The organism is Herbiconiux sp. A18JL235 (genome assembly GCF_040939305.1).
GTDB lineage: Bacteria > Actinomycetota > Actinomycetes > Actinomycetales > Microbacteriaceae > Herbiconiux.
Genome location: NZ_CP162511.1, coordinates 3,574,825 through 3,597,370, shown reverse-complemented (window position 1 = coordinate 3,597,370; position 22,546 = coordinate 3,574,825). Strand labels below are relative to the sequence as shown.

Here is a 22,546-nt window from a genome sequence, read left to right as displayed (position 1 = left end):
CATCGATGGCACAACGGTAGACGTTGGTCTGACCATCTGTCAACCAAGGAGGATGCAACGAGGTGCAACCTCCGGCGGCGTAGCGTCGGCGCATCCGACACCGTCGTCGACAAGGAGCACTCATGACCATCATCGATCGTCCCGAGACCCAGGCCGAGGCAGCCCCCGCGGCGCCCGGTTCGACCGTCTACGCGAACCCCGGCACCGAGGGGTCCGTCGTCAGCTTCAAACCCCGCTACGACAACTACATCGGCGGGCGCTACGTGCCGCCGACCTCCGGCCAGTACTTCCAGAACCCCACGCCGATCACCGGCAAGGTCTTCACCGAGGTCGCGCGCGGCACGGCGGCCGACGTGGATGCGGCTGTCGACGCCGGCTGGAAAGCGTTCGAGAGCTGGGGCAAGACCAGCGTCGCCGAGCGCGCCGTCATCCTGAACAAGATCGCCGACCGCATGGAGGCGAACCTCGAGCTGCTCGCCGTCGCCGAGACCTGGGAGAACGGCAAGCCGGTGCGCGAGACGCTCGCCGCCGACATCCCGCTCGCCATCGACCACTTCCGCTACTTCGCCGGCTGCATCCGGGCCCAGGAGGGGGGCATCTCCGAGCTCGACCACGACACGGTCGCCTATCACTTCCACGAGCCGCTCGGGGTCGTGGGGCAGATCATCCCGTGGAACTTCCCCATCCTCATGGCGGTCTGGAAGCTGGCGCCGGCGCTCGCCGCGGGCAACTGCGTGGTGCTGAAGCCCGCCGAGCAGACCCCCGCGTCGATCCACGTGCTGCTCGGGCTCATCGAAGACCTGCTGCCGGCCGGCGTGCTCAACATCGTCAACGGCTTCGGCATCGAGGCCGGGGCTCCGCTGGCGTCGCACAAGAACATCCGCAAGATCGCGTTCACCGGCGAGACCACCACCGGGCGACTCATCATGCAGTACGCGAGCGAGAACCTCATCCCGGTCACCCTCGAGCTCGGCGGCAAGAGCCCGAACGTGTTCTTCGCCGACGTCGCCGACGAGAAGGACTCCTTCTACGACAAGGCGCTCGAGGGCTTCACCTTCTTCGCCCTGAACCAGGGTGAGGTGTGCACCTGTCCGTCGCGAGCGCTCGTGCAGCGCTCGATCTACGACGGCTTCGTCGCCGACGGCCTCGACCGGGTGGCGAAGGTGAAGCAGGGCAACCCGCTCGACACCTCCACGATGATCGGAGCGCAGGCCTCGAACGACCAGCTCGAGAAGATCCTGTCGTACATGGACATCGGCAAGCAGGGCGGCGCCCGCCTGCTCACGGGCGGTGAGAGGGCAGACCTCGGCGGTGAGCTCTCGGGCGGTTTCTACGTGCAGCCGACGGTCTTCGAGGGCACCAACGACATGCGCATCTTCCAGGAGGAGATCTTCGGCCCCGTGCTCGCCCTCACGAGCTTCGACGACTACGACGACGCCATCTCCATCGCCAACGACACGCTCTACGGTCTCGGAGCCGGGGTGTGGTCGCGGTCGGGCTCGCAGCTCTACCGCGCGGGCCGGGCGATCCAGGCCGGGCGGGTGTGGTCGAACACCTACCACCAGTACCCGGCGCACGCGGCCTTCGGCGGCTACAAGCAGTCGGGCATCGGGCGTGAGAACCACCGCATGATGCTCGATCACTACCAGCAGACGAAGAACCTGCTCGTGTCGTACGCCGACGGGCCCATGGGGTTCTTCTGATGCCCGAGGGCGGCGCGGCCGGCTACTCGCGGGTGGGGGTGACGGATGCGGCGGCCGAGATGCTCAGGCACCTCGCCGCCACCCACGGGCAGCTCATGTTCCACCAGTCGGGCGGATGCTGCGACGGCTCGTCTCCGATGTGCTATCCCGTGGGCATGTTCCGGGTCGGTGCCGCCGATGTACTGCTCGGCACGCTGCACGTCGAGGGCATCCACCCCGTGGAGGTGTACATGTCGCGGTCGCAGTTCGAGTACTGGAAGTACACGCACCTCACCATCGACCTCGTCGACGGGCGGGGGAGCGGGTTCTCGATCGAGGCCCCCGAGGGCAAGCGTTTCCTCATCAGGTCACGGATGCTCGACGACGCCGAGCTCGCCGCCTTCGGTCTGGCGCAGGCCCCGGCGTGAGGCCACCCGTCTGAGCCCGCGGGGCCCGACTCGGCGGATTCGCAGGGTCGGGCCTCGCGACTCACGGCGGATGCGCGCGGTCGTCGCGCATCCGCTGGTTACCCTGTGGCTATGTCGACGATCAGGCATCCGGTGGGCCCGCAGCCGAAGCGCGTGTACTGGCGACGACGGCTCGTCGTGCTGTTCGTGCTCGTCGCCATCGTCGCGATCGTCGTTCTCATCGTCGTGCGGCCCGGCCCCGGCGCCGGGGCCGAGGGCGGAACCCCGGCGGGTGCGGGTGCGACTCCCGGCCCCTCGGTCTCGTCGGAGGCGCCCGACGCCGATTCGACGCCCGCGGCGGGCTCGCTCGAGGGCGCGGATGCCGCGGCCGCGGGTTCCGGGGCGGTGGCGGGCGACCCGTGCCTGCCCGAGAACATCTCGGTCGTGCCGGTCACCGACGCCACGAACTACGCCGCAGGCGCGAACCCGCAGATCTCGTTCACCATCACCAACACCGGCCCGGTCTCGTGCACCGTCAACGCGGGCACCACGCAGCAGGTGTACACGATCACGAGCGGCACCGAGACCTACTGGACCTCGACCGACTGCCAGACCGACCCCGTCGACGCCGAAGCGCTGCTCGACCCGGGAGTCGCCGTCTCGTCGACCCCCTTCACCTGGGACCGCACCCGCTCCGCCCCTGACACCTGCGGCTCCGCCGACCGCCCCGCCGTCCCGGCCGGCGGTGCTTCCTACCACCTCACCGTGTCCGTCGCCGGCATCCCCTCCGCCACCACCCAGCAGTTCCTCCTGAACTGACCGGACTGCCGCGTCCTCGGCTCGATCCGCCCCGGGTCACTCCGGAGCCAGGGTGGGGAATCGCTCGATCACCACGCGGCTCGGGCCGAGGGTCGCGATGGCCCGGTAGGCGAGACCGACGTACGCCGACCGGGTCCAGAGGAAGGTCACCTGGCCGTTGCCATCGGTGATCTCCGGAGGATCGGTCGTCGTGGAGGTCAACCACTCCGGCGGTTCGCTCCCCGGAGCGGCCTGCTGGCTGACGACCGCGACCCCTGGAGCGACCACGTCATCCGACGAGTAGACCGTGACGACGATCACGACGACGGGGAACCCGGTGTTCGGGTCTTCGGTCACACTGAACCTCACCGATGGGCCACTCTCCGAGGCTGCCGCCATCGGCGTCGCCGCGGCGACCGCGACGACGGGCGCACTCCACACCGCCCCCTGAATCAGTGTGCGTCTGTCGATCTCGACCACCTCATGCCCCTTTTCATTGCGTCGAGAGTCACGCTAAGTCCGTGCCGCCGCATCGACCATCCCCCTTTCGATGGATTGTTCCACTAGCCAACTGTTGCCCCCCTGTCCTTTCGGGAACCGCCGAGACATCGAGCGCACGAAGGAAGCACGCGGAGTCGTCGCCGATCTCGGCCGGTCAGGCGTAGCGTGCAGAGTCACGACGGAAGGATGATCATCATGACCGACCCCGAGACCACAGTGCCCGACCCCGACGAGATCGACCCCGAGACCGGCACCGAGCCCGATGGCACGCCCGTCGAGAACCCCTCGGGCATCCTGGTGGCGGCGTGATCGCCTCGTGATCGACACGAAGGAGCCGGGTCTCCGCTCCCCGTGAGGGTGACACGCGCGATTCATCTCGCAGCGCTAGCATGCCCGGGTGCACGCGCCCTCCGATCACGACCCCGGCATCCCTGACGAGCCCGGTGGGCCCGCCGCGCATCCGCTGGTCGTACCCACGGCGTCGGGCCTCGTGCGGGGCGCCGAGCGGAGGGGGCTGCGCTGGTGGCGCGGCATCCCGTACGCTGCGGCGCCCGTGGGCGGGCTCCGCCTGAGGGCTCCCAGGCCCGCCCTGCCGTGGCGAGGGGTCCGCGACGCTCAGCGGTTCGGGCCGGTCGCGATGCAGTCGCGCGACGGCAACTTCGTCGGCAGCTCGGCGCGCACGGTGATGTCGGAGGACTGCCTCACGGTCAACGTACTGCGACCGGCCACGGAGGCCCGGTCGCTGCCGGTGACGGTCTTCATCCACGGAGGGGCCTACAGCGTCGGCTCCTCGGCCGAGCACCCGCACAACGGCGAGACCCTCGTGCGCGAGGGCGGCGTCGTCTACGTGAGCTTCAACTACCGGCTCGGCGCCCTCGGCTACCTCGACCTCACGCGGTACTCCACGCCTGAGCGCCCGATCGAGTCGAACCTCGGCCTCCGCGACCAGGTCTCGGCGCTGGCCTGGGTGCGCGAGAACATCGCCGCCTTCGGGGGTGACCCGGCGAACGTCACGCTGTTCGGCGAGTCGGCAGGGGCGAACGCCGTCACCACCCTCATGGCGACCCCTTCGGCGCACGGCCTGTTCGACCGCGCCATCGCACAGAGCTCGCCCGCGAACGCGGTCTATCCGCCCGCGGTCACCGCGGTGTGGGCCGAGGAGTTCCTCGAACTGCTGCTCGAGTCGATCGACACCGACGCCGTCGACGCCACCTCCGACGACCTCGGTGGCCAGGTGCTGCTCGACGCCGACGCCGCCGACCTGGTGGCTGCGGCGACGGCGCTCAGCCTGCGCACCCCGGATGCGCATCCCGGCACCATCGTCCTGTCCCCCGTCATCGACGGCGACCTGTTGCCCGAGCGCCCGCTCGACGCCTTCAAGGAGGGGCGAGCGGCTCGGGTACCGCTCATCATCGGCACGAACGACCGGGAGGGGTCGGTGTTCGTCGGGCGCCTCGACATCCTCGCGACGACGCCGAAGCGCATCCGTGCGATCTTCGCCCGCACGAAGAAGGGCGCGCGCAAGGCGATCAAGGCGGAATACCCTGGTCTCCCGGCCAAGCGCGCCGCAGCCGACTTCGGGGGCGACTTCGCCTTCTGGTACCCCTCGGTGAAGGTCGCCGAGCGCCACTCGCGCTTCGCGCCGGTGCACTTCTACCGCTTCGACATCGCGCCCCGGCTGGTGCGTCTGGCCGGCTTCGACGCCACCCACGGACTCGAGCTCTACGCGATCTTCGACCGGCTCGACGGGTGGTTCGGCCGCACCATGACGGCGCTGGGCGGTCGCCGTTCGTTCAAGGAGACCAGCCGACGGATGCGCGCCCACTGGCTCGCCTTCGCCCGCGACGGCATGGTCGACGAGCGCCTCTGGCCTCGCTACTCCGAGAAGAACCGCCGCACGCTCGTGATCGACGTCGTCGACCGCGTCGAGTCAGACCCGCGTGGCTCGCGACGCCGCGCGTGGCAGGCCTTCCGCCCCCACGTCTAGCCGCCCACGACGTTCTTGCGGACGAAATCCGTCGACACGCACTTCTTCACGGACTTCGTCCGCAAGAAAGTGCCGGGCGTCGACCCGCCGCCCCTAGGTGAACGCCCGCGTCAGCGCCCGCACGAGCTGCTGAGACTCGTCGTCGACGATGCGGGTGAAGCCGAGCCGCTTCGCCTCGGCGGCGCGGATGCGCGACGACGACACCGGCCGCACCTCTCCGGCCAGACTGATCTCGCCGAAGGCGGCGAGATCGTGGGGCAACGGCTTGTCGCTCGCCGCCGACGCCAGCGCGAGCGCGATGGCGAGGTCGGCTCCCGGCTCGGTGAGCCGCACCCCGCCCACCGTCGACACGTACACGTCGAGCTCGGCCAGCTTCACCCGCGCCCGGCGCTCGAGCACGGCCAGGATCATCGCCACCCGCGACGCGTCGACCCCGTTCGTGACCCGCCGCGGGTTCGGGGTCGAGGTCGACACCACGAGCGCCTGCACCTCGACGGGCAGAGCCCGCCGCCCCTCCAGCGCGACGGTGACGCAGGTGCCCGACACCGCATCCGACCCGCGGGAGAGGAACAGCCCGCTCGGGTCGGGCACCTCGGCGATGCCGTCTGAGGTCATCTCGAAGCAGCCCACCTCGTCGGTCGGCCCGAATCTGTTCTTGAGCGCCCGCACGAAGCGGAGCGCGGTCTGCCGGTCGCCCTCGAACTGGCACACCACGTCGACCAGGTGTTCGAGAACCCGGGGCCCCGCGATCGACCCGTCTTTCGTGACGTGGCCGACGAGCAGCACCGGCAGCGACCGCTCCTTCGCCACCCGGATGAGCGTCGACGCCACCTCCCGCACCTGCGTGGGGCTGCCCGCCGCGCTGTCGAGCGAGGCGCTCGCCACCGTCTGCACCGAGTCGACGATGACGAGGTGCGGCTGCACCGCGTCGATCTGCCCGAGCACCGTCGACAGGTCGGTCTCGGCGGCCAGCATGAGTGTGGGGGAGAGCGAATGGGTGCGCTCGGCACGGAGCTTCACCTGCGAGACCGACTCCTCGGCCGAGACGTAGAGCACACGCAGATGCTCTTCGGCGGCCTTCGCCGCGACCTCGAGCAGCAGCGTCGACTTGCCGACCCCCGGCTCGCCCGAGAGCAGGATGGCGGCGCCCGGCACCAACCCTCCGCCGAGCACTCGGTCGAACTCACCGATGCCGGTGGCCCAATGGGAGGCGATGTCGGAGGAGATCTCGGTGATCGGCCGCGCGATGCGTGCGGCGTCGAGCACCGTCGCCCGCACGGCCTTCGTGATGCCCTCGTTCTCGGCCGACGACACCACGGTGCCCCAGCTCTGGCACTCCCCGCAGCGCCCCACCCACTTGGCCGTCTGCCACCCGCACTCGGTGCAGCGGTACGCGGTCGCAGATCTGGTGGCCATGCACACAGACTAGGGCTGGCGTCCGACATCGCTCTCCGCGATGCTGGTGGCATGGCACTCAGCATCTTCGTGAACCTCCCCGTCGCCGATCTCGACGCGTCCAAGGCCTTCTACGAGGCTCTCGGCTTCGCCATCAACCCGCAGTTCACCGACGAGAACGCCTCGTGCGTGGTGATGAGCGACACCGTCTACGTGATGCTGCTCACGCATCCGTACTTCTCCACATTCACCACGAAAGAGATCGCGGATGCGCGCACCACCACCGAGGTGCAGAACGCAGTGGGGCTGGAGAGCCGCGAGGCTGTCGACGCCATGCTCGAGAAGGCTCTCGCGGCCGGCGGAACCGAGCCGAAGGAGCCGCAGGACTACGGCTTCATGTACAGCCGCGCCGTCGAAGACCTCGACGGCCACCACTGGGACTTCCTCTGGATGGACCCGAGTCACGTCGAGTAGCCCCCAGCGCCTGGCCGGCCGCCGTGCTCACAGCGGCTTGCGGTGCTCCAGCTCGAACACCGCGGCCTGCGTGCGCCGCTCCAGCCCGAGCTTCGCCAGCAGTGACGACACGTAGTTCTTCACGGTCTTCTCGGCGAGCGTCAGCCGCTCGCCGATCTGCCGGTTGGTGAGCCCGTCGGCGATGAGCGCGAGAATCTGCCGTTCCCGCCCGCTCAGCGAGGCGAACCGCGGGTCGCTCCGCGGTTCGGGGGAGCGCATCCGCTCGGCCACCCGGCTCGCGAGCGCCGGGTCGGTGAGGGTGCGCCCGGCCGCCACGGCCTTCACCGCGTCGGTGAGCCTGGTGCCGCGCACGTCTTTCAGCACGTAGCCGGAGGCGCCGGCCATGACCGCGGAGAACAGCGCGTCGTCGTCGTCGTAGGCGGTGAGCATGAGGCACCGTACTCCCGGGTGCAGCGACAGCACCTGACGGCAGAGGTCGACGCCGCTGCCGTCGGGGAGCCGCACGTCGAGCAGGGCCACGTCGGGCACGGTCGCTCCGATGCGGGCGAGCGCCTCGGAGACACTCCCGGCCTCACCCACCACCTCGATGCCGGGCTCGGAGCGCAGCAGCTCGGCGACACCGCGCCGCACGATCTCGTGGTCGTCGACCAGGAAGACGGTGGTCATCGCGCCCCCTCCCGCGTGCCGGACCGCTCTGGGGTGCCGGACCGCTCCGGCGTGCCCGGCTGCTCCGGGTAGGGCACGCTCCACCGCACCAGGGTCGAGCCGGGCGAGGAGTCGACGACGAGCGAGCCGCCCCTCGACCTCGCTCGCTCCCTGAGGTTGCGCAGACCGCTGCGGCGCCCGTCGTCGGGGATGCCGATGCCGTCGTCGCGCACGACCACCGTCACCGCGCCGTCGGCGGCCGTGACGCCGAGCGAGACGCGCGTCGCCTCCGCATGCCGCACCACGTTCGTGAGGGCCTCCCGTACCACGGCGGCGACGTCGTCGACTAGGGAACCCGTCACCACCAGGTCGACCGGGCCGGAGAAGCTCACGGCGGGCCGGCGCACGAGAGGTGCCGCCGCCTCGTCGACGAGGTCGAGCAGGCGGCGTCTGGCGCCGGGCGCCTCCTCGTCGTCGGTGGGATCGAGAGCGAAGATCACCGTGCGGATCTGCGCGATGCTCTCGTCGATGCGGCTCACCGCATCCGACACCGCGTCGGCGGTCGCCTCCGTGTCGGAACCCTCGCCGCGGCCGAGCCGCCGCACCAGGCTCTGCAGCTGCAGGCCGGTGCCGAACAGCTGCTGCACCACGTGGTCGTGGAGGTCGCGCGAGATGCGTCCGCGATCTTCGAGCAGCTCGACCCGGTGATGGTCTTCGCGGGCCTCCGAGAGCTCGAAGGCGACCGCTGCACGGGCCACCAGGTCGGCGGCGACCTCGATCTCCTCGGCCGAGAACCGGGGGCGAGCGGCGTCGCGTTCGACGACGAGCGCACCCCAGGTGCTCCCGGATGCGCGCAGCGGCAGGGCCAGCACGGCGCTGCCCTCCTGCACGAGCTGTCGCGGTGCTCCGGTGGCGAGTGCGTCGGCGGCGGGGGCGCCGACGCGTCGTGTGTCGGTGGCGATATCGGCGCCCGCGCGGGAGCCAGGGCCATCGGCCCCGGTCACGAGCGTCACCCGTGCCGCTCGCGCGAGCCGCGCCACCTGCGCCTCGAGCATCGCGACCCCGGGCACCCGGCCGGCGCTCAGGATGGTCTCCGACACCTCGGCCGAGGCCGCGGTCCACTGCTCGCGCCGCCTCGCCGACTCGAACAGCCGGGCGTTCTCGATCGCCGTCCCCGCCGTCGACGCCAGCGCCTCGACGAGGTGTTCGTCTTCGGCCGAGAACCGGCCGACCCGCCGGTCGGTGAGGTACAGATTGCCGAACACGGCGTCGCCCACACGGATGGGGACACCGAGGAAGCTCCCCATCGGTGGGTGACCGGGCGGGAAACCGGAGGAGCGCGGGTCGTCGGAGAGCCGGGTGAGCCTGATCGCCCGCGGGTCGTCGATGAGTGCGCCGAGGAGGCCCCGGCCGGTGGGAGGGTGGCCGATCGCGGCACGCGTCGCCGCGTCGATGCCGACGGTGATGAACTGCTCGAGACCGCCCTCGGCCGAGATCACGCCGATCGCCCCGTGCTCGGCGTCGACCAGTTCCGCCGCCGTCTCGGCGATGCGCTGCAGCACCACCGGCAGCTCGAGCTGCCCCGCCACCACCTGGGTGGCGTGCAGCAGTGCGCGCAACCGCTGCTCGGTCACGGCGTCGCCCTCGCCGCCGGCGCCGCCGGGCGGCATCCCGGCGTCAGTCCTCGTCGTCGAGCTGCGCGCCCTTGCCCTTGGCCGCGAGGATGGCGGCCCGTTCGGCGAGACGACGGCGTACCTCGGCCTGGGCGTCGGCGACGAACTGCGGGTCGAGCGGCGCGGTGGGGAAGTGCGGGTCGCCGTGCTTGGCGTCGATGTACGCGTCGAGCTCGGGGCCCGACTCCCACGAGGTGATGAGGCAGTAGCGGGGCTCGGGGCCCTTCTGCCAGACGGCGTGCCAGAAGCGCTGGGTGTCGACGATCACCTGGCGGCCGGCGGGCAGTGAGATGCGCACCTCGGTGTCGGGGTCGAAGCGGTCTTCGCGCAGGATGAGGAACGACTCCGGGTCATCGGAGAGGTTGAAGAACGCCCGCACGATCCAGCCGGTGCCGTCGGGGTTCAGCCGGTTGTTGTCGTCTTGATGGAGGTTGTAGAGCGCCTCGGCGTAGTCGTTCGGCTGCAGCTCGATCACACGGCAGCGGCCGATGTTCGCCCCGGCCTCCTCGGCGCGGGCCTTGAGGAGGGGGGCCTTCTCGACGTTCGCCGCCACCCAGACACCGTCTTTGTCGGTGCGCGGAGGAGTGTGGTTCCAGAACCCGTTGCATTCCATCTCGCCGAAGGCGCTGGCCAGGGGAGCGAAGCGGGTGTCACCCGACGACTTCCAGTCGACGTACTCCAGGTCGAGCCACTCCGCCGGATCGGCGGCCTGGTCGTGGGAGTCGAGCACGACGTAGCCGGTCTCCTCGAACGCTTTCGATCGGATGTAGCTCATCGGGAAATGCGCTCCTTCAGTCGCTGGCGCGCTCATTCACCGCGCCCTACTTAGGCCAGGCTAACACGCGGCCGTCTCCCCGCCGCCAGGGTCTTTGGTCCCGTCGTCGACTATGATGAGAAAAACTCGCCTGGAGTGCCGATGTCCTCTTCACGTCTTCGCCGCGCCGCGTCGAGCGCGGGAGTCGCCCTGCTCGCGATGCTGCTCTCGGTGGCCCTGACCGGGTGCGTCGACGGTCGCACCGATGCGCGGGCCGCCCAGCTCGTCGACGAGCTGAGGGCCCTCCCGCACGTGGTCTCGGCTTCGGGCGGTGCCGGCGGCCAGTACGACCTGGTGCTGTCGGTGACGGTGCAGGTCGAGACCGAGGTCACCGAGGTGCAGCTCGACGAGCTGCGCCGACGGGTGGTGGCGCGCCTCGACGACTCGCCCTGGAACGACATCGACGTGGGCTTCGAGCTGGGCGACGGCGACGGGTTCTCGAACCTCGGCGGAGACGCCACCTTCGCCGTCTTCGCCGAGATGTGGCGCGACCCCGGCTCCACCGCGGTGCAGGCGCGCGGGGCGGAGGGCCACTCGATCTACGACGTCACGAGGGGAGACCTCGTGGCGGCGGGAGGCCCTGCCGGCCTGCTCGCCGCCACCCGGCGCATGGTGTCGGCGGCGGAGACGGCGGGCGGGGTGCAGGAGAACCTCACCTTCGGGGCCTACACCGACGACCGCTGGTTCTCGGTGGAGCGCAGCTACGTCGATCCCGTCGACGACGCCGTCGCCCTCTGGCAGTCGCTCGACGGAGTCGCCCCGCTCCTCGGTGCCGCAGCGCGCGCCACCGAATACTCCGGCCAGAGCCTCGAGCTCGACGTCGTCGACCAGGTGGCCGCCGACGAACTCGAGCGGTGGCTCGAGGGGCATCCGCACGACGCCGTCGAGGTCGACATCGAGATCGTGCCCCCCGCGGAGTGACGGGCGACGGCGCCGCAGGCGGCCAGGGCGCCACGGTCGTCGAAGCGGCCGGCGGGGAGTAAAATGGGAAGACTGGCGACGAGGGCAGGAGACCACCGCACCACACCCCGACAGCACCGTTCAAAGGAGGCGACTGTGACTCGCGACGTATCCGGCGCCCCCCATCTCGAATCGGTTCTGAGGGTCGCCTCGACCCACCCCATCGCGCTCGATCGCGACGACATCGTGTTGCGGAAGGGGCAGTTCACCCTGCTCAACGGTCACGCCACTCCGCGCGAGTCCATGATCGAAGATCTCCTCTACATCGCCGCTGCGCTCGACGAGGCTGGTGTGAGGTTCCTCCTGGTGCGCGGTAACGACGAGCGCCCGGTGCTCGCCGTCGACTGGGCGGCCCGCAAGAAGGCGAAGGCCGCGCTGGTGGCGGCGCTCTCGAGTGAGCCGTTCTATTCGAAGGCCCCCCGGGCATCCGCTGTGCTGGTCGCCGACGGCAAGCTGGCGCGCGACCCGAAAGCGCGCGTGATGCGCCTGTTCCGCCCCCGCATCGAACCGATCGGTCGGTTGCGCTACGGCGCCGAGACCGCGGTGCAGCTGGAGTTCTGGCAGCACGACGGAGACGAGGTCGAGGCTCCCGTCGAGAATTCGCTCACCCGCCGCCGCATCCCGGCCGACGAGCTCGTCCAGACCAGCGTCGAGCTCTACGGCCGCAGTTGGCGCACCATCGAGGGCATGTTCAGCACGCTCGCGAGCGACATCGGTTTCGACGTCGACATGGTGTTCTCGTGGGTCGACGGCACCGCCATCGAGTTCCAGCGGGCCCGCGCCAAGCGCATGGCGAACTACGTGGTGGGCGACGGAGACGACTCCGAAGCCCGCTACCGGCAGATCGACGAGCTGAAGTACGCGCTCCGCAGCGTGTACATGTTCGCGCCCTGGGTGCGGCGCATCTTCATCGCCACCGACTCGCCGAAGCCCGAGTGGCTCGCCGACGACCCGAGGGTCACCATCATGCCGAGCGAGAAGTTCTTCACGAACCTCGCCGACCTGCCCACCCACAACTCGCACGCGGTCGAGGCGCAGCTGCACCACATCCCAGGGCTGTCGGAGCACTTCCTCTATTCCAACGACGACATGTTCTTCGGCCGGCCTGTGCAGCCCGACCTGTTCTTCTCACCCGGCGGCATCACGAAGTTCGTCGAGGCGAACACGCGCATCGGGCTCGGCTCGAACGCTGTGCACCGCAGCGGCTTCGAGAACGCCGCCCGGGTGAACCGCGAGCTGCTGCAGCAGCGTTTCGGTCGCGTCACCACCCGTCACCTCGAGCACTGCGCCGCCCCGCTGCGCAAGAGCGTGCTGTTCGAGATGGAGAGCGAGTTCGCCGACGCCTTCGCCCGCACCACGGCGAGCCCGTTCCGCTCGGCCACCGACATCTCGGTGACGAACTCGTTCTACCACTACTACGCGCTCATGACCGGGCGTGCCGTGGTGCAGACCGAGGCGAAGGTCAAGTACATCGAGACCACGCTGAAGGCGGCGCTGAAAGAGATGGATGCGCTGCTGAAGCGCCGCTCGATGGACATGTTCTGCCTGAACGACGGCTCGAAGCCCGAGATCGGCGTCGAGGAGCGCACCACCGCGGTGATCTCGTTCCTCGAGCGCTACTTCCCGTTCCCGGCGCCGTGGGAGAAGCCGGTCACACCGGCGACGGCAGGAGGATCGGCATCGTCATCGGCGGCTCAGGTGCTACCCGCGGGCTGACCGCGGCAGCGATCTCGATGCCGTCGGCGGCGAGGCGCCGCCTGGTCTCCTCGGCGGAGATGACGTCGAGCGCCGGGTAGTCGCCCACCGGCACGACCGAGTGCAGCACGGTGTGCTCGTAGACGTGCACCAGGTTGAAGGCCTGCGCGCCCGCGCGGCCTCTGGTGCCACCGAACTCGACGTTGAGGTCTTGGGTGTAGCAGGTGGCGGAGGCCACCGACACCGGGATGCCCGCGAACGTCGCCGTGGTGGAGTAGTGGAGGTGGCCTGCGATGATGGAGCGCACGTCGGTGCCTTCGAGAACCTCGGCGAGCCCCCGCTGGTCGCGCAGTTCGACGGAGACGGCGAGGTCGAGCACGCTCGGCACGGGCGGGTGGTGCATGGCCAGGATGGTGCCGTGCGGTGCCGGCATGGCGAGCTCCTCGGCGAGCCAGTCGAGCTGGTCGCCGGTGACCTCGCCGTAATGGTGGCCCGGTACCGTCGAGTCGAGGGTGATCACGCGCAGCCCGTTCACGTCGTAGACCCGGTCGACGGCACGGTCGGAGGGCAGCTCGCCGAGGAGACCGGCCCGGAACGCCCCGCGGTCGTCGTGGTTGCCCATCACCCAGATCACCTTGGCGCCCAGCCGCACCGCGGCGGGCTCGACGATCGCGCGGAGCCGGGCGTACGCATCCGGCTCGCCCTTGTCGGCGAGATCGCCGGTGAACACGATGGCCTCCGGTCGGCTGCCCGATGCCTCGAGCTCGTCGAAGAGCTCGCGCAGCAGGCTCTCGCTGTCGACCCTGCCGTAGAGGCGGCCGCCGCCGGCCAGCAGGTGGGTGTCGCTGATGTGCAGCAGGAAGTGGTTCGGCCTCGGGTACTCGGCCGTTCGGTGAGTCACAGGACTTCCATTCGGGTGAGGTGCGGGCCTCCAGGTTAGTGACCCATCCGTGGTGCTGTCACGACTCAAGCACGCGAATCTGAACGGGAAGCGAACATCGCCCAGCGAGTCGCGATGCGTTCGCCGAGTGTTCACCGATCGTGACGTCGGCGGCCGATCGTCTCGTTGAGGTACGACACGATCGTTGCCGTCGCCACGCCCACGATCGCCACTCCGCCGAACATGAGCACCACGGCGAGGGTGCGGCCGAGAACCGTGACGGGCACCATGTCGCCGTAGCCGACGGTCGTCATTGTGACGCAGGCCCACCAGATGGAATCGCCGAACGACAGGATGCTGGCGCCGGGTGCGCCGCGCTCCGCCGCGAGCACCGCCAACGCGAGCGAGTACACGAACAGCACCACGAACAGTGCCGCATAGATGAGCAGACGGATGCGCACCGACGAACCGCTGCGACGGCGGAAGAACGGGATGTCCCGAAGCCGGTTGAGCAGGAGGAAGGGCCGGAACACCGGCACCAGCACCGACACCAGGTCGAGCAGCGTGGATCGGAAGTAGAGACCCTTGTCGTGCGCGAGACCGAGCCGCACGAGGTAGTCGGCGGCGAAGGCGGCCCAGATGAGCCCGATCACCGCCCCGACCGCGATCTGTGCCTCTGAGGGCAGCTCGGTGTCGATGACCCGCACCGAGTAGCAGGCGATGAACACCAGCGAGAGCACGACCAGCGGCACCGAGGTGGCGGTCTCCCAGGTGGTGCGGCGGTGCTCGTCGTTCGTCATCCCGCCTCCGCCTCCCGGCTCCGCTCCTTCGGCCCCGCCCATCAGAATGGCATGGGCGGCTGCCGATTGGCGAGACGGCGGTCGCTCGCGTACACTCGTCCCCGGTACCGTGTCCGAGCGGCCGAAGGTGCAACTCTCGAAAAGTTGTGTGGGGGAGACTCCACCGTGGGTTCAAATCCCACCGGTACCGCCACAGATGAGCCCCCTACTTCCGAGCAATGGCGAGGAAGTCAGGGGGTTTCGTCATTCCCGGGTGCCTCGTCTGACCACACTTCGACCTCGTTCGATGAGCGCGTCGCCTGAGATGACACTGTGTTCCTTCTCGCGTTCTCTGTGCCATTCCGCGTCGACGGGCATCCCGTCGACGTGTTCGACGATCATGTCGTCGTCGTCTTCGATGCTGCGCGCGAGGTAGAGCATGTCGTCGACGGCACGCCGCCCTGGGCGGGTACGGTTGCTGCAGGCGACATCCTTCGCTCAACCCCGGAAGCCCCCGCACGTTCCCTAGGCGTGCGGGGGCTTTCCCTGTCTGTCCCGGGCACCCTTCAGGATGCAGTTCAGCGCGGGCCGGATGCGCCCCCGGGCACGCTGTAGCGGACCTCCCCGGAGGAAACCCGTGGACCGGAGCACGACGACGCGGCTGTCCACCCCGCGGTACCCTTCTTGGGTCTCCGTGTCGCCCGTAGTGCGAAAAGCGGTCCGCGAGACCTGACGCCGGCGTCGGCGAGGGAGGAGTGCTGTGCGATCGCTCGTGTACTTCGTGGCGGTGAGCGCCGACGGGTTCATCGCCGAGGGCGACGGGAGCTTCGACCGGTTCCCCGTCGAGGGGCCGCACATCGACGCGCTGGTGGCCGAGCATCCGGAGACCCTCCCCGGGTTCGTGCGCGATGCGCTCGGGCTCCGCGGGTCCGGCCGCTTCGACACGGTGCTCGAGGGAAGGGCCACCCACAAGGTCGGGCTCGACGCGGGTGTCGCCGACGCCTACCCGCACCTGCGTCACCTCGTGTTCTCGTCGAGCCTCGCCGACGAGGCGGTCGCCGACGGCATCGAGCTCGTGCGGGGCGACGCGCTCGCCCGCGTGCGCGAGCTGAAGGCCGAGCCGGGCGGCGACCTCTGGCTCTGCGGCGGCGGGCGACTCGCGAGCGCGCTGCTCCCCGAGATCGATGAGCTGCTGCTCAAGGTGAACCCCGTGCTGTTCGGCACGGGCATCCCCCTGTTCGCCGAACCGACGGATGCGCGGCTCGAACTCACAGCCAGCCGCCCCTTCACGAGCGGCGTGGTCTGGAACAGCTACCGCGCGCTGCGCTGAACCGTCGCGAGAGCCCTGAGTGGCGATGCTCGGCGACTCCGGGTTCGCTGGAGCTGCTGTCTGGCATCTTTTCATGCCACGTGAAATGGGTCAGCGCGCCTTCCGCGAGAAGACGTAGTGCACGACGCCCGTGGGGGAGGCCGTCGACTCGACGTCGAAGCGCTCCTCGAGGCCTTCGAGCCCGTCCCACAGGCGCTCGCCGCGACCGAGCACGATCGGTACCACCACGATGTGCAGGTGATCGACGAGGTCGGCCTCGAGGAACGCGCGCACCACCGTCGGCCCGCCCCCGAGCCGCACGTCGAGTCCGCCCGCCTGCTCGCGGGCGATCTCCAGCGCCTCGGCCGGCTCCGCGTCGCGGAAGAGGAACGTCGTCTCGCCGAGCGAGAAGTCGGGGCGCGGGTGGTGTGTCAGCACGATCACGGGCGTGTGGAACGGCGGCTCGTCGCCCCACCAGCCCTTCCAGCTCTCGTCGTGCCACGGCCCGCGTTGCGGCCCGAACTTGTTGCGGCCCATGATCTCGGCGCCGATGCCGACGTTCGTCGCGGCGGCGAACGCGTCGTCGACACCGCGTGTGCCCGCCCCCGCCGCTTCGGCCTCGTGACCTGTCATGGCGGCGAAGGCCCGGGTCGGGAAGAACCAGCCCATCAACCGATGCCCGGCGTGCCCGAAGGGTGCCTCGAGACTCTGCCCTTCTCCGGTGGCCAAGCCGTCGATCGAGACGGCGAGGTTGTGCACGCGAAGCTTGGTCATGCGCTCACCCTAGCCGAATGTGGACGGCGTTCACATCATCGGATGCGTGCGGAATCGGATGCTCCGGGCCAGGGTTGAAGCATGATCGGTATCGCTGTAGCAGCTCTCATCATCGGCCTCGTCCTGCTGTTCATCGGCATCTTCGTGGAGGCGGCCAAGTTCCTGCTCTGGGTGGGCCTCGTCGTCGTGATCCTCGCGATCATCGCCGCGCTCATCCGGTACATCCGCCGCCGCGCGTAGGTCCGACCCGCGCCCGGCGCCTCAGTCGCGCAGCACGAACCAGTCGGTGAACGAGCTCGCCCGCCCGTCGGGGGCGAATCGCACCACCCACAGGTTGTCGTAGATCTTCGACTGCCTCGGGTATTCGCTCACGCACTGGGCCACCCCGAGCTCGGGCGTGTCGACGAGCACCTGCCAGGTGAAGGTGGTGTCGCCTGGCTCGTCGCGCGCCTCGAGCCACTTCACCACGATGTCGTCGTGCCCCACCCAGGGTGGCGTGCTCGGGCCGTCGCGGTATTCGGCGTCTTCGGTGAACAGGGCGACGATGTCGGCGGGGTCGTTCGACTCCCACGCCGTGCGGTAGCCCTCGATCCAGGATGCGATGCGCTCGGTCATGAGACGAGTGTCGCCCTGTACGGACCAATCCGCGACCCGTGCCGCGACGAATCCCTCTCACAGGCCCCGGCAGCGTGCCAGGGCGGGCCGTGCCTCTGGCGCGGCCGTGTGAGGAGGCAGTCGATGTCGCAGCAGCCGAACCGGGAGCCGAGCCCGCCGCGCGGAGGGCGCCGACGACGCAGGATGTTCTTCGCCTTCCTCGCCGCCGTCGCCGGCGTCGTCTCGGCCGGTGCTCTCCTCGCCGTCGCCGAGGCGGTGGCGCTCCTCACCGGTCGTGACGGCGGCCCGCTGCTCGCGGTCGGCTCCTTCGTCATCGACATCGTGCCGCGTTGGGCGAAGGAGTTCGCCATCGAGACCTTCGGTGAGAACGACAAGCTCTTCCTGCTGCTCTCGCTCGGGGTCGCCGTCGTCATCGCCGCCGCGATCGCCGGCCTGCTGCAGCTCGTGCGTCCGCCGCTCGGTCTCGTGCTCGTCGCGCTGGCCGGCGCGCTCGCCGTCGCGGCGGTGGTCACCCGTGCCTCGGCCGGCCCGCTCGCCGCCGTCCCGACCGTGGTCGGCACGCTCGTCGCCCTCGTGCTCCTCCATCTCCTCGCCGCCCGCCTCCGCGGGTGGCGGGCGGGGGTGGCTGCGTTGTCAGGGGTGACGGATGCGCATCCGGCCCCGAACCGCCGTGACGCCGTCACGCCCGTCCCGAACCGGGCGGGTGCAGGCACTGCCGCCCAGGTTTCCGGCGACGGAGCGGTCGGCCCTGCAGGCGACGCATCCGGCACACCCACCTCCGCCCGCGAGCCCGCCCTCGACCGCCGACGCTTCCTCGGGCTCGCCGTCATCGCCGCCGTCGGTTCGGCCGTCGTCGGAACCGGCGCCCGCATCGTCTCGGCGGCCACCTCGTCGATCGACGGCATCCGCGCAGCCCTCAAGCTGCCCGCCGCCCGCTCGACGGTCGCCGTGCCGCAAGGCGCCGAGTTGACGATCGACGGGCTCTCCCCGCTGTACACCCCGAACGCCGACTTCTACCGGGTCGACACCGCCCTCACCGTCCCCGAGCTCGACCCGGGCACCTGGAGTCTCAAGGTCACCGGCATGGTCGACAACGAGTTCACCCTGAGCTTCCAAGACCTCCTCGACCTCGGGCTCGACGAGTACTCCATCACCCTCACCTGCGTGTCGAACGAGGTGGGCGGCAGCCTTCTCGGCACCGCGAAGTGGCTGGGCGTGCCCGTGCGCACCGTGCTCCAGCGTGCGGGGGTGCAGAGCGGTGCCGACATGGTGCTCTCGACGAGTTCCGACGGGTTCACCGCGAGCACTCCGCTGTCGAGCCTCACCGACGAGAACCTCGACGCCATCCTCGCCGTGGCCATGAACGGCGAGCCGCTGCCCTTCGAGCACGGGTTCCCGGTACGGATGGTCGTGCCCGGCCTCTACGGTTACGTCTCGGCGACGAAGTGGCTGACGGAGCTGAAGGTCACCACCTTCGCCGACGACGAGGCGTACTGGACGCCGCGCGGGTACTCGGAGAAGGCGCCGATCAAGCTGTCCTCCCGCATCGACACGCCCCGGGTCGACACGCCGGTGCCGGCGGGTGCGACGAAGATCGCCGGCGTCGCCTGGGCGCAGCCCGTCGGCATCGAGAAGGTGGAGGTGTCGATCGACGACGCCGACTGGATTCCCGCCACCCTCTCCACCGCCGTCAACGACGAGACCTGGGTGCAGTGGTACGTCGACTGGGAGGCGACCTCGGGTGTGCACTACGTCACGGTGCGCGCCACCGACAAGCGGGGCAAGCTCCAGGTCGAGGAGCGCGCTCCGATCGCACCCGACGGGTCGACCGGCTGGCAGCGCTCTCTCGTGACGGTGACCTGAGTCGGCGGTGAGCATCCGGATCTTCCTGCCGCCCGCGGGAACAATGCGAGCAGAACGATTGTTCTGCTCTGTGACGCCGCAGCCAGCGGCGCGAAGACAGAGGAGATCTCGTGACCACCGAGTACGTCAAGACCCCTGAGGCGCTGTCGCGTCTCACCCGCCAGCAGTACCGCGTCACGCAAGACGACGAGACCGAGCCGGCGTTCCGCAACCAGTACTGGGACAACCACGACGACGGCATCTACGTCGACGTCGTCTCGGGCGAGCCGTTGTTCGCCTCCACCGACAAGTACGACAGCGGGTCGGGCTGGCCGAGCTTCACCGCCCCGATCGACCGGTCCCGCATCGTGGAGAAGACCGACCGCAGCTGGGGCATGAAGCGCACCGAGGTGCGTTCCTCCGGCGGCGACAGTCACCTGGGCCACCTGTTCCCCGACGGCCCGCGCGAGGCGGGCGGGATGCGCTACTGCATCAATTCCGCCGCGTTGCGCTTCGTGCCGGTCGCCTCGCTCGTGGCGGAGGGGTACGGGGAGTTCCTTCCCTTGTTCGGCCTCTCCGCGACCGCATCCGCCACGACCACCACGACTCCCGAGGAGGGAACCCGATGAGCGACACCGCAACGCAGAAGGCGATCCTGGCCGGAGGCTGCTTCTGGGGCATGGAGGATCTCATCCGCCGGCGTCCCGGCGTGCTCGACACCCGGGTCGGCTACACCGGAGGAGATGTCCCGAACGCGACCTACCGTCGCCACGGCACCCACGCGGAGGCGATCGAGATCACCTACGACCCGACGGTGACGAGCTATCGGTCGCTGCTGGAGTTCTTCTTCCAGATCCATGACCCGTCGACGAAGAACCGTCAGGGCAACGACATCGGCACGAGCTACCGCTCGGGCATCTACTACGTCGACGACGAGCAGCGCGCCGTCGCCGAGGACACCATCGCCGACGTCGACGCCTCGGGCCTGTGGCCGGGCAAGGTGGTCACCGAGCTCGCTCCCGCGGGACCGTTCTGGGAGGCCGAGCCCGAGCACCAGGACTACCTGGAGCGCTATCCGAACGGGTACACCTGCCACTACGTGCGACCCGGATGGGTGCTGCCGAGGCGTGAGCAGGCGACTGCCGCCGGGGCCTAGTCCTTCGGGTCGACACCGCATTCGGTAGCATCGACACAGAAGCGGGGAGCGCCCCTTATCCCGGTCGCGCTCCCCGCTTTCTTCGACCGTACCCCGGTCTCGTGCCCGCGGCCCTTTGGCGTGTCGCGCCCGTCGGGAGCATCATGGATGTTCGAACACACTTTCGAATGTCTGGAGGCGCGATGAGCACCATCGATCTCACCGAGGTGGCAACGATCTGGTTCGCAGACGCGGTTCCGGTGCGCATGCTCTGGCAGCGCGAGCGCTGGCGGGTCACCGATCGCCCCACCGAACCCGAGGGCCTCTACTGGGGCACCCACGCACCCGACTTCGCCGCCTGGCGCTTCCAGGCCACCAACGAGGCGGGCGTCAGCCGCGTCTTCGACGTCGTCCGTCGCCACGGCGGCCCCTTCTGGAGCGTCACGCACATCTACGACTGAGCCGCCGCGGCCGGGCGGCGGGTGCGGGGTGCGAGTCGCCGCTACGCGCGCGTGAAGGTGTGGAACCGGTAGCGGATGCCGGTGCGCGACTCGAACCAGCCTTCGGCCGGGTCGGTCTCCCGCGCCCACTCGGGGCCGAGCGCCGGCGCCCGGGTGTCGCCCGCGACCTCGAGATCGACCTCGGTGACCTCGACGCGGGTCGCGTGGGGGAGCGATGCCGCGTAGATCTCGCCCCCGCCGATCACCCACGCCGTCGCCACGGCCGCGGGTACTGCGCCGGCGACGATCGGCGCGCCGGCGAAGCGCGCCAGCACCGCCTCGAGGTCGTTCGCGGTCTCGGCGCCGTCAGCCGACCATCCGCTCTGCCTCGTCACCACGATGTTGTCGCGGCCGGGCAGCGGCCGGAACCGCTCGGGCAGCGACTCCCACGTGCGCCGCCCCATCACGACGGGCGAGCCGGTGGTGAGTTCGCGGAAGTGCGCGAGATCTTCGGGCAGGTGCCACGGAATGCCGCCGCCCTCCCCGATCACGCCACCCGCGGCCTCGGCCCAGATGAGTGCGATGCCCACGGCGTCAGACCGCGACGGCTGCGCGGATGGCGGGGTGGTGCTGGTAGTCGACGAGTTGGAGGTCGTCGTACTCGTAGTCGAACACACTCGCCCGCTCGTTCACGATGCGCAGGGTCGGCGCCGGGAACGGGTCGCGCTCGAGTTGCAACCGCACCTGGTCGACGTGGTTGTCGTAGATGTGGCAGTCGCCACCCGTCCACACGAAGTCGCCGAGACCCAGGCCGGTCTGCGCAGCGATGAGCTGGGTGAGCAGCGCATAGCTGGCGATGTTGAACGGCACGCCGAGGAAGAGGTCGGCGCTGCGCTGGTAGAGCTGACACGACAGCTTGCCGTCGGCGACGTAGAACTGGAACAGCGCATGGCAGGGAGCCAGTGCCATCTGCGGGATGTCGGCGACGTTCCAGGCCGACACGATCATGCGCCGGGAGTCGGGGTCGGTGCGGATGGTGTCGATCACCTGCGAGATCTGGTCGATGGCGCCGCCGTCGGGGGCCGGCCACGAGCGCCACTGCACCCCGTACACCGGGCCGAGCTCGCCGCGCTCGTCGGCCCACTCGTCCCAGATGGTGACGCCGTTCTCCTGCAGCCAGCCCACATTGCCTTCGCCGCGCAGGAACCAGAGCAGCTCGTACGCGATCGACTTGAAGTGCACCCGCTTCGTGGTGATGAGTGGGAAGCCCTCGGCCAGGTCGAACCGCAGCTGACGGCCGAAGACGCTGCGGGTGCCGGTTCCCGTGCGGTCGGATTTCGGTGTGCCCGTGGCGAGTGTTTCGCGCAGCAGGTCTTCGTAGGGCGTCGCGATCGTGTTCATCAGGTCGAGCGTAGACGCATTCTCGGATGTCGTCGTCGGTGTTTCGTGGATAGTCGCGACGATCAACACGGATGCACGCCCCGCTTGCCGGTACCCTGGTGGCGAAAGAAGGGCAGCCGGTGAAGCGCATCAACATCCTCTACGCGGGAAAGCAGTACTCGGTCTCGGGGCGCGACATCGACGAGGTCAAGGAGGAGATCCGTGCGGCGGTCGAGTCGGCGGTGCCGACCTGGCTCGAGGTGAACGTCGGCGAGGGCAAGTACAAGCGCGCCGACATCCTGATCTCACCCGGTGTCGACGTGGCGGTCGTCGGCATCGACGCCGACGAGTAGGGGGCGGT

Annotated in this window: 26 protein-coding genes and 1 tRNA gene; 15 read left to right on the top strand and 12 right to left on the bottom strand. The window is 69.8% G+C overall.

The genetic code is table 11. The features are described from left to right. Window positions 1-122: 122 nt before the first annotated feature. The 3 genes from ABFY20_RS16905 (at window position 123) to ABFY20_RS16895 (ending at window position 2,908) form a co-directional block, all read left to right on the top strand. Entirely contained in the window at window positions 123-1,703 is a 1,581-nt protein-coding gene (locus ABFY20_RS16905; RefSeq protein ID WP_368497368.1) for an aldehyde dehydrogenase family protein, read from the top strand. After that, on the top strand, window positions 1,703-2,110 hold the full coding sequence (locus ABFY20_RS16900) for a DUF779 domain-containing protein (RefSeq protein WP_368497367.1): 408 nt from the start codon (window positions 1,703-1,705) through the stop codon (window positions 2,108-2,110). The genes ABFY20_RS16905 and ABFY20_RS16900 overlap by 1 nt, the downstream gene beginning before the upstream one ends. A 111-nt stretch (window positions 2,111-2,221) precedes the next feature. Then, complete coding sequence (locus ABFY20_RS16895) at window positions 2,222-2,908, top strand: hypothetical protein (RefSeq protein WP_368497366.1); 687 nt, start codon at window positions 2,222-2,224, stop codon at window positions 2,906-2,908. Window positions 2,909-2,944: 36 nt separating this feature from the next. Here ABFY20_RS16895 and ABFY20_RS16890 read toward each other — a convergent pair whose 3' ends face one another. Next, window positions 2,945-3,367, bottom strand: a complete 423-nt coding sequence (locus tag ABFY20_RS16890; RefSeq protein ID WP_368497364.1) for a hypothetical protein — start codon at window positions 3,365-3,367, stop codon at window positions 2,945-2,947. 418 nt (window positions 3,368-3,785) lie between these two features. Here ABFY20_RS16890 and ABFY20_RS16885 point away from each other — a divergent pair, with 418 nt between their 5' ends. Then, window positions 3,786-5,375: a carboxylesterase/lipase family protein gene (locus ABFY20_RS16885; RefSeq protein ID WP_368497363.1), complete on the top strand. Its 1,590-nt coding sequence runs from the start codon at window positions 3,786-3,788 to the stop codon at window positions 5,373-5,375. Window positions 5,376-5,468: 93 nt separating this feature from the next. On the opposite strand, the gene radA is transcribed toward ABFY20_RS16885, so the two are convergent. Beyond that, a complete protein-coding gene (gene radA / locus ABFY20_RS16880) occupies window positions 5,469-6,791 on the bottom strand; it encodes a DNA repair protein RadA (protein WP_368497362.1) in 1,323 nt (440 codons plus the stop codon). Window positions 6,792-6,842: 51 nt separating this feature from the next. Here radA and ABFY20_RS16875 point away from each other — a divergent pair, with 51 nt between their 5' ends. Continuing rightward, window positions 6,843-7,244 (top strand): VOC family protein, encoded by a 402-nt coding sequence (locus tag ABFY20_RS16875; protein WP_368497361.1) that lies wholly within the window; start codon window positions 6,843-6,845, stop codon window positions 7,242-7,244. A gap of 27 nt (window positions 7,245-7,271) precedes the next feature. On the opposite strand, the gene ABFY20_RS16870 is transcribed toward ABFY20_RS16875, so the two are convergent. The 3 genes from ABFY20_RS16870 to ABFY20_RS16860 are packed head-to-tail and all read right to left on the bottom strand — an operon-like array spanning window position 7,272 to window position 10,337. Beyond that, the gene (locus ABFY20_RS16870) at window positions 7,272-7,910 is read right to left on the bottom strand and encodes a response regulator (protein ID WP_368497360.1); all 639 of its coding nucleotides are present in this window, start codon (window positions 7,908-7,910) and stop codon (window positions 7,272-7,274) included. After that, window positions 7,907-9,559, bottom strand: a complete 1,653-nt coding sequence (locus ABFY20_RS16865) for a GAF domain-containing protein (protein WP_368497359.1) — start codon at window positions 9,557-9,559, stop codon at window positions 7,907-7,909. The genes ABFY20_RS16870 and ABFY20_RS16865 overlap by 4 nt, the downstream gene beginning before the upstream one ends. A gap of 7 nt (window positions 9,560-9,566) precedes the next feature. Further along, complete coding sequence (locus ABFY20_RS16860; protein WP_368497358.1) at window positions 9,567-10,337, bottom strand: hypothetical protein; 771 nt, start codon at window positions 10,335-10,337, stop codon at window positions 9,567-9,569. A 141-nt stretch (window positions 10,338-10,478) separates the two neighbouring features. Between ABFY20_RS16860 and ABFY20_RS16855 the strand changes: the two genes are divergently transcribed. Further along, window positions 10,479-11,297, top strand: a complete 819-nt coding sequence (locus ABFY20_RS16855; protein WP_368497357.1) for a hypothetical protein — start codon at window positions 10,479-10,481, stop codon at window positions 11,295-11,297. Between the two features lie 177 nt (window positions 11,298-11,474). After that, window positions 11,475-13,052, top strand: a complete 1,578-nt coding sequence (locus tag ABFY20_RS16850) for a stealth conserved region 3 domain-containing protein (RefSeq protein WP_368499815.1) — start codon at window positions 11,475-11,477, stop codon at window positions 13,050-13,052. Here the strand turns inward: ABFY20_RS16850 and ABFY20_RS16845 are convergent. Both ABFY20_RS16845 and ABFY20_RS16840 read right to left on the bottom strand, forming a co-directional pair. Further along, complete coding sequence (locus ABFY20_RS16845; protein ID WP_368497356.1) at window positions 12,988-13,932, bottom strand: phosphodiesterase; 945 nt, start codon at window positions 13,930-13,932, stop codon at window positions 12,988-12,990. The two genes, ABFY20_RS16850 and ABFY20_RS16845, sit on opposite strands and share 65 nt — an antisense overlap. Before the next feature lie 131 nt (window positions 13,933-14,063). Continuing rightward, entirely contained in the window at window positions 14,064-14,711 is a 648-nt protein-coding gene (locus ABFY20_RS16840) for a potassium channel family protein (protein ID WP_368497355.1), read from the bottom strand. 103 nt (window positions 14,712-14,814) lie between these two features. Between ABFY20_RS16840 and ABFY20_RS16835 the strand changes: the two genes are divergently transcribed. After that, window positions 14,815-14,904: transfer RNA gene (locus ABFY20_RS16835), tRNA-Ser, on the top strand. A 50-nt stretch (window positions 14,905-14,954) separates the two neighbouring features. Here the strand turns inward: ABFY20_RS16835 and ABFY20_RS16830 are convergent. Beyond that, window positions 14,955-15,131 carry a hypothetical protein gene (locus tag ABFY20_RS16830; protein ID WP_368497354.1) on the bottom strand — a complete coding sequence of 59 codons (177 nt, stop codon included), beginning with the start codon at window positions 15,129-15,131 and terminating at the stop codon, window positions 14,955-14,957. Between the two features lie 319 nt (window positions 15,132-15,450). On the opposite strand from ABFY20_RS16830, the gene ABFY20_RS16825 reads away from it, so the two are divergent. Further along, window positions 15,451-16,020, top strand: coding sequence for a dihydrofolate reductase family protein (locus tag ABFY20_RS16825; RefSeq protein WP_368497353.1), 570 nt, complete (start codon window positions 15,451-15,453; stop codon window positions 16,018-16,020). 90 nt (window positions 16,021-16,110) lie between these two features. On the opposite strand, the gene ABFY20_RS16820 is transcribed toward ABFY20_RS16825, so the two are convergent. Further along, entirely contained in the window at window positions 16,111-16,773 is a 663-nt protein-coding gene (locus ABFY20_RS16820) for a dihydrofolate reductase family protein (protein ID WP_368497352.1), read from the bottom strand. Between the two features lie 81 nt (window positions 16,774-16,854). Here ABFY20_RS16820 and ABFY20_RS16815 point away from each other — a divergent pair, with 81 nt between their 5' ends. Next, window positions 16,855-17,013: a hypothetical protein gene (locus ABFY20_RS16815; protein WP_171703569.1), complete on the top strand. Its 159-nt coding sequence runs from the start codon at window positions 16,855-16,857 to the stop codon at window positions 17,011-17,013. Window positions 17,014-17,034: 21 nt separating this feature from the next. Here the strand turns inward: ABFY20_RS16815 and ABFY20_RS16810 are convergent, their stop codons facing one another. Next, entirely contained in the window at window positions 17,035-17,388 is a 354-nt protein-coding gene (locus ABFY20_RS16810; RefSeq protein ID WP_368497351.1) for a nuclear transport factor 2 family protein, read from the bottom strand. A gap of 183 nt (window positions 17,389-17,571) precedes the next feature. Between ABFY20_RS16810 and ABFY20_RS16805 the strand changes: the two genes are divergently transcribed. The 4 genes from ABFY20_RS16805 (at window position 17,572) to ABFY20_RS16790 (ending at window position 20,826) form a co-directional block, all read left to right on the top strand. Further along, window positions 17,572-19,251, top strand: coding sequence for a molybdopterin-dependent oxidoreductase (locus ABFY20_RS16805; protein ID WP_368499814.1), 1,680 nt, complete (start codon window positions 17,572-17,574; stop codon window positions 19,249-19,251). A gap of 110 nt (window positions 19,252-19,361) precedes the next feature. Beyond that, complete coding sequence (gene msrB / locus ABFY20_RS16800) at window positions 19,362-19,859, top strand: peptide-methionine (R)-S-oxide reductase MsrB (protein WP_368497350.1); 498 nt, start codon at window positions 19,362-19,364, stop codon at window positions 19,857-19,859. Further along, window positions 19,856-20,386 carry a peptide-methionine (S)-S-oxide reductase MsrA gene (gene msrA / locus ABFY20_RS16795; protein ID WP_368497349.1) on the top strand — a complete coding sequence of 177 codons (531 nt, stop codon included), beginning with the start codon at window positions 19,856-19,858 and terminating at the stop codon, window positions 20,384-20,386. Before msrB ends, msrA begins: the two co-directional genes overlap by 4 nt. A gap of 182 nt (window positions 20,387-20,568) precedes the next feature. Beyond that, window positions 20,569-20,826: a hypothetical protein gene (locus ABFY20_RS16790; protein ID WP_368497348.1), complete on the top strand. Its 258-nt coding sequence runs from the start codon at window positions 20,569-20,571 to the stop codon at window positions 20,824-20,826. 41 nt (window positions 20,827-20,867) lie between these two features. Here ABFY20_RS16790 and ABFY20_RS16785 read toward each other — a convergent pair whose 3' ends face one another. After that, on the bottom strand, window positions 20,868-21,395 hold the full coding sequence (locus tag ABFY20_RS16785) for a dihydrofolate reductase (RefSeq protein WP_368497347.1): 528 nt from the start codon (window positions 21,393-21,395) through the stop codon (window positions 20,868-20,870). Between the two features lie 4 nt (window positions 21,396-21,399). Then, entirely contained in the window at window positions 21,400-22,206 is an 807-nt protein-coding gene (locus ABFY20_RS16780) for a thymidylate synthase (RefSeq protein WP_368497346.1), read from the bottom strand. A 71-nt stretch (window positions 22,207-22,277) separates the two neighbouring features. Here ABFY20_RS16780 and ABFY20_RS16775 point away from each other — a divergent pair, with 71 nt between their 5' ends. Beyond that, window positions 22,278-22,538 (top strand): hypothetical protein, encoded by a 261-nt coding sequence (locus tag ABFY20_RS16775; protein WP_368497345.1) that lies wholly within the window; start codon window positions 22,278-22,280, stop codon window positions 22,536-22,538. Window positions 22,539-22,546 lie beyond the last annotated feature (8 nt).

Excerpts from the sequence above, each read along its gene's own strand:
- ABFY20_RS16905 (WP_368497368.1), top strand. The coding sequence starts at position 123 with ATGACCATCATCGATCGTCCCGAGACCCAGGCCGAGGCAGCCCCCGCG.
- ABFY20_RS16900 (WP_368497367.1), top strand. The coding sequence starts at position 1,703 with ATGCCCGAGGGCGGCGCGGCCGGCTACTCGCGGGTGGGGGTGACGGAT.
- ABFY20_RS16895 (WP_368497366.1), top strand. The coding sequence starts at position 2,222 with ATGTCGACGATCAGGCATCCGGTGGGCCCGCAGCCGAAGCGCGTGTAC.
- radA (WP_368497362.1), bottom strand. The coding sequence starts at position 6,791 with ATGGCCACCAGATCTGCGACCGCGTACCGCTGCACCGAGTGCGGGTGG.
- ABFY20_RS16875 (WP_368497361.1), top strand. The coding sequence starts at position 6,843 with ATGGCACTCAGCATCTTCGTGAACCTCCCCGTCGCCGATCTCGACGCG.
- ABFY20_RS16870 (WP_368497360.1), bottom strand. The coding sequence starts at position 7,910 with ATGACCACCGTCTTCCTGGTCGACGACCACGAGATCGTGCGGCGCGGT.
- ABFY20_RS16865 (WP_368497359.1), bottom strand. The coding sequence starts at position 9,559 with ATGCCGCCCGGCGGCGCCGGCGGCGAGGGCGACGCCGTGACCGAGCAG.
- ABFY20_RS16860 (WP_368497358.1), bottom strand. The coding sequence starts at position 10,337 with ATGAGCTACATCCGATCGAAAGCGTTCGAGGAGACCGGCTACGTCGTG.
- ABFY20_RS16855 (WP_368497357.1), top strand. The coding sequence starts at position 10,479 with ATGTCCTCTTCACGTCTTCGCCGCGCCGCGTCGAGCGCGGGAGTCGCC.
- ABFY20_RS16840 (WP_368497355.1), bottom strand. The coding sequence starts at position 14,711 with ATGACGAACGACGAGCACCGCCGCACCACCTGGGAGACCGCCACCTCG.
- ABFY20_RS16830 (WP_368497354.1), bottom strand. The coding sequence starts at position 15,131 with ATGCTCTACCTCGCGCGCAGCATCGAAGACGACGACGACATGATCGTC.
- ABFY20_RS16820 (WP_368497352.1), bottom strand. The coding sequence starts at position 16,773 with ATGACCAAGCTTCGCGTGCACAACCTCGCCGTCTCGATCGACGGCTTG.
- ABFY20_RS16815 (WP_171703569.1), top strand. The coding sequence starts at position 16,855 with ATGATCGGTATCGCTGTAGCAGCTCTCATCATCGGCCTCGTCCTGCTG.
- ABFY20_RS16810 (WP_368497351.1), bottom strand. The coding sequence starts at position 17,388 with ATGACCGAGCGCATCGCATCCTGGATCGAGGGCTACCGCACGGCGTGG.
- ABFY20_RS16805 (WP_368499814.1), top strand. The coding sequence starts at position 17,572 with ATGTTCTTCGCCTTCCTCGCCGCCGTCGCCGGCGTCGTCTCGGCCGGT.
- msrA (WP_368497349.1), top strand. The coding sequence starts at position 19,856 with ATGAGCGACACCGCAACGCAGAAGGCGATCCTGGCCGGAGGCTGCTTC.
- ABFY20_RS16790 (WP_368497348.1), top strand. The coding sequence starts at position 20,569 with ATGAGCACCATCGATCTCACCGAGGTGGCAACGATCTGGTTCGCAGAC.
- ABFY20_RS16780 (WP_368497346.1), bottom strand. The coding sequence starts at position 22,206 with ATGAACACGATCGCGACGCCCTACGAAGACCTGCTGCGCGAAACACTC.
- ABFY20_RS16775 (WP_368497345.1), top strand. The coding sequence starts at position 22,278 with ATGCACGCCCCGCTTGCCGGTACCCTGGTGGCGAAAGAAGGGCAGCCG.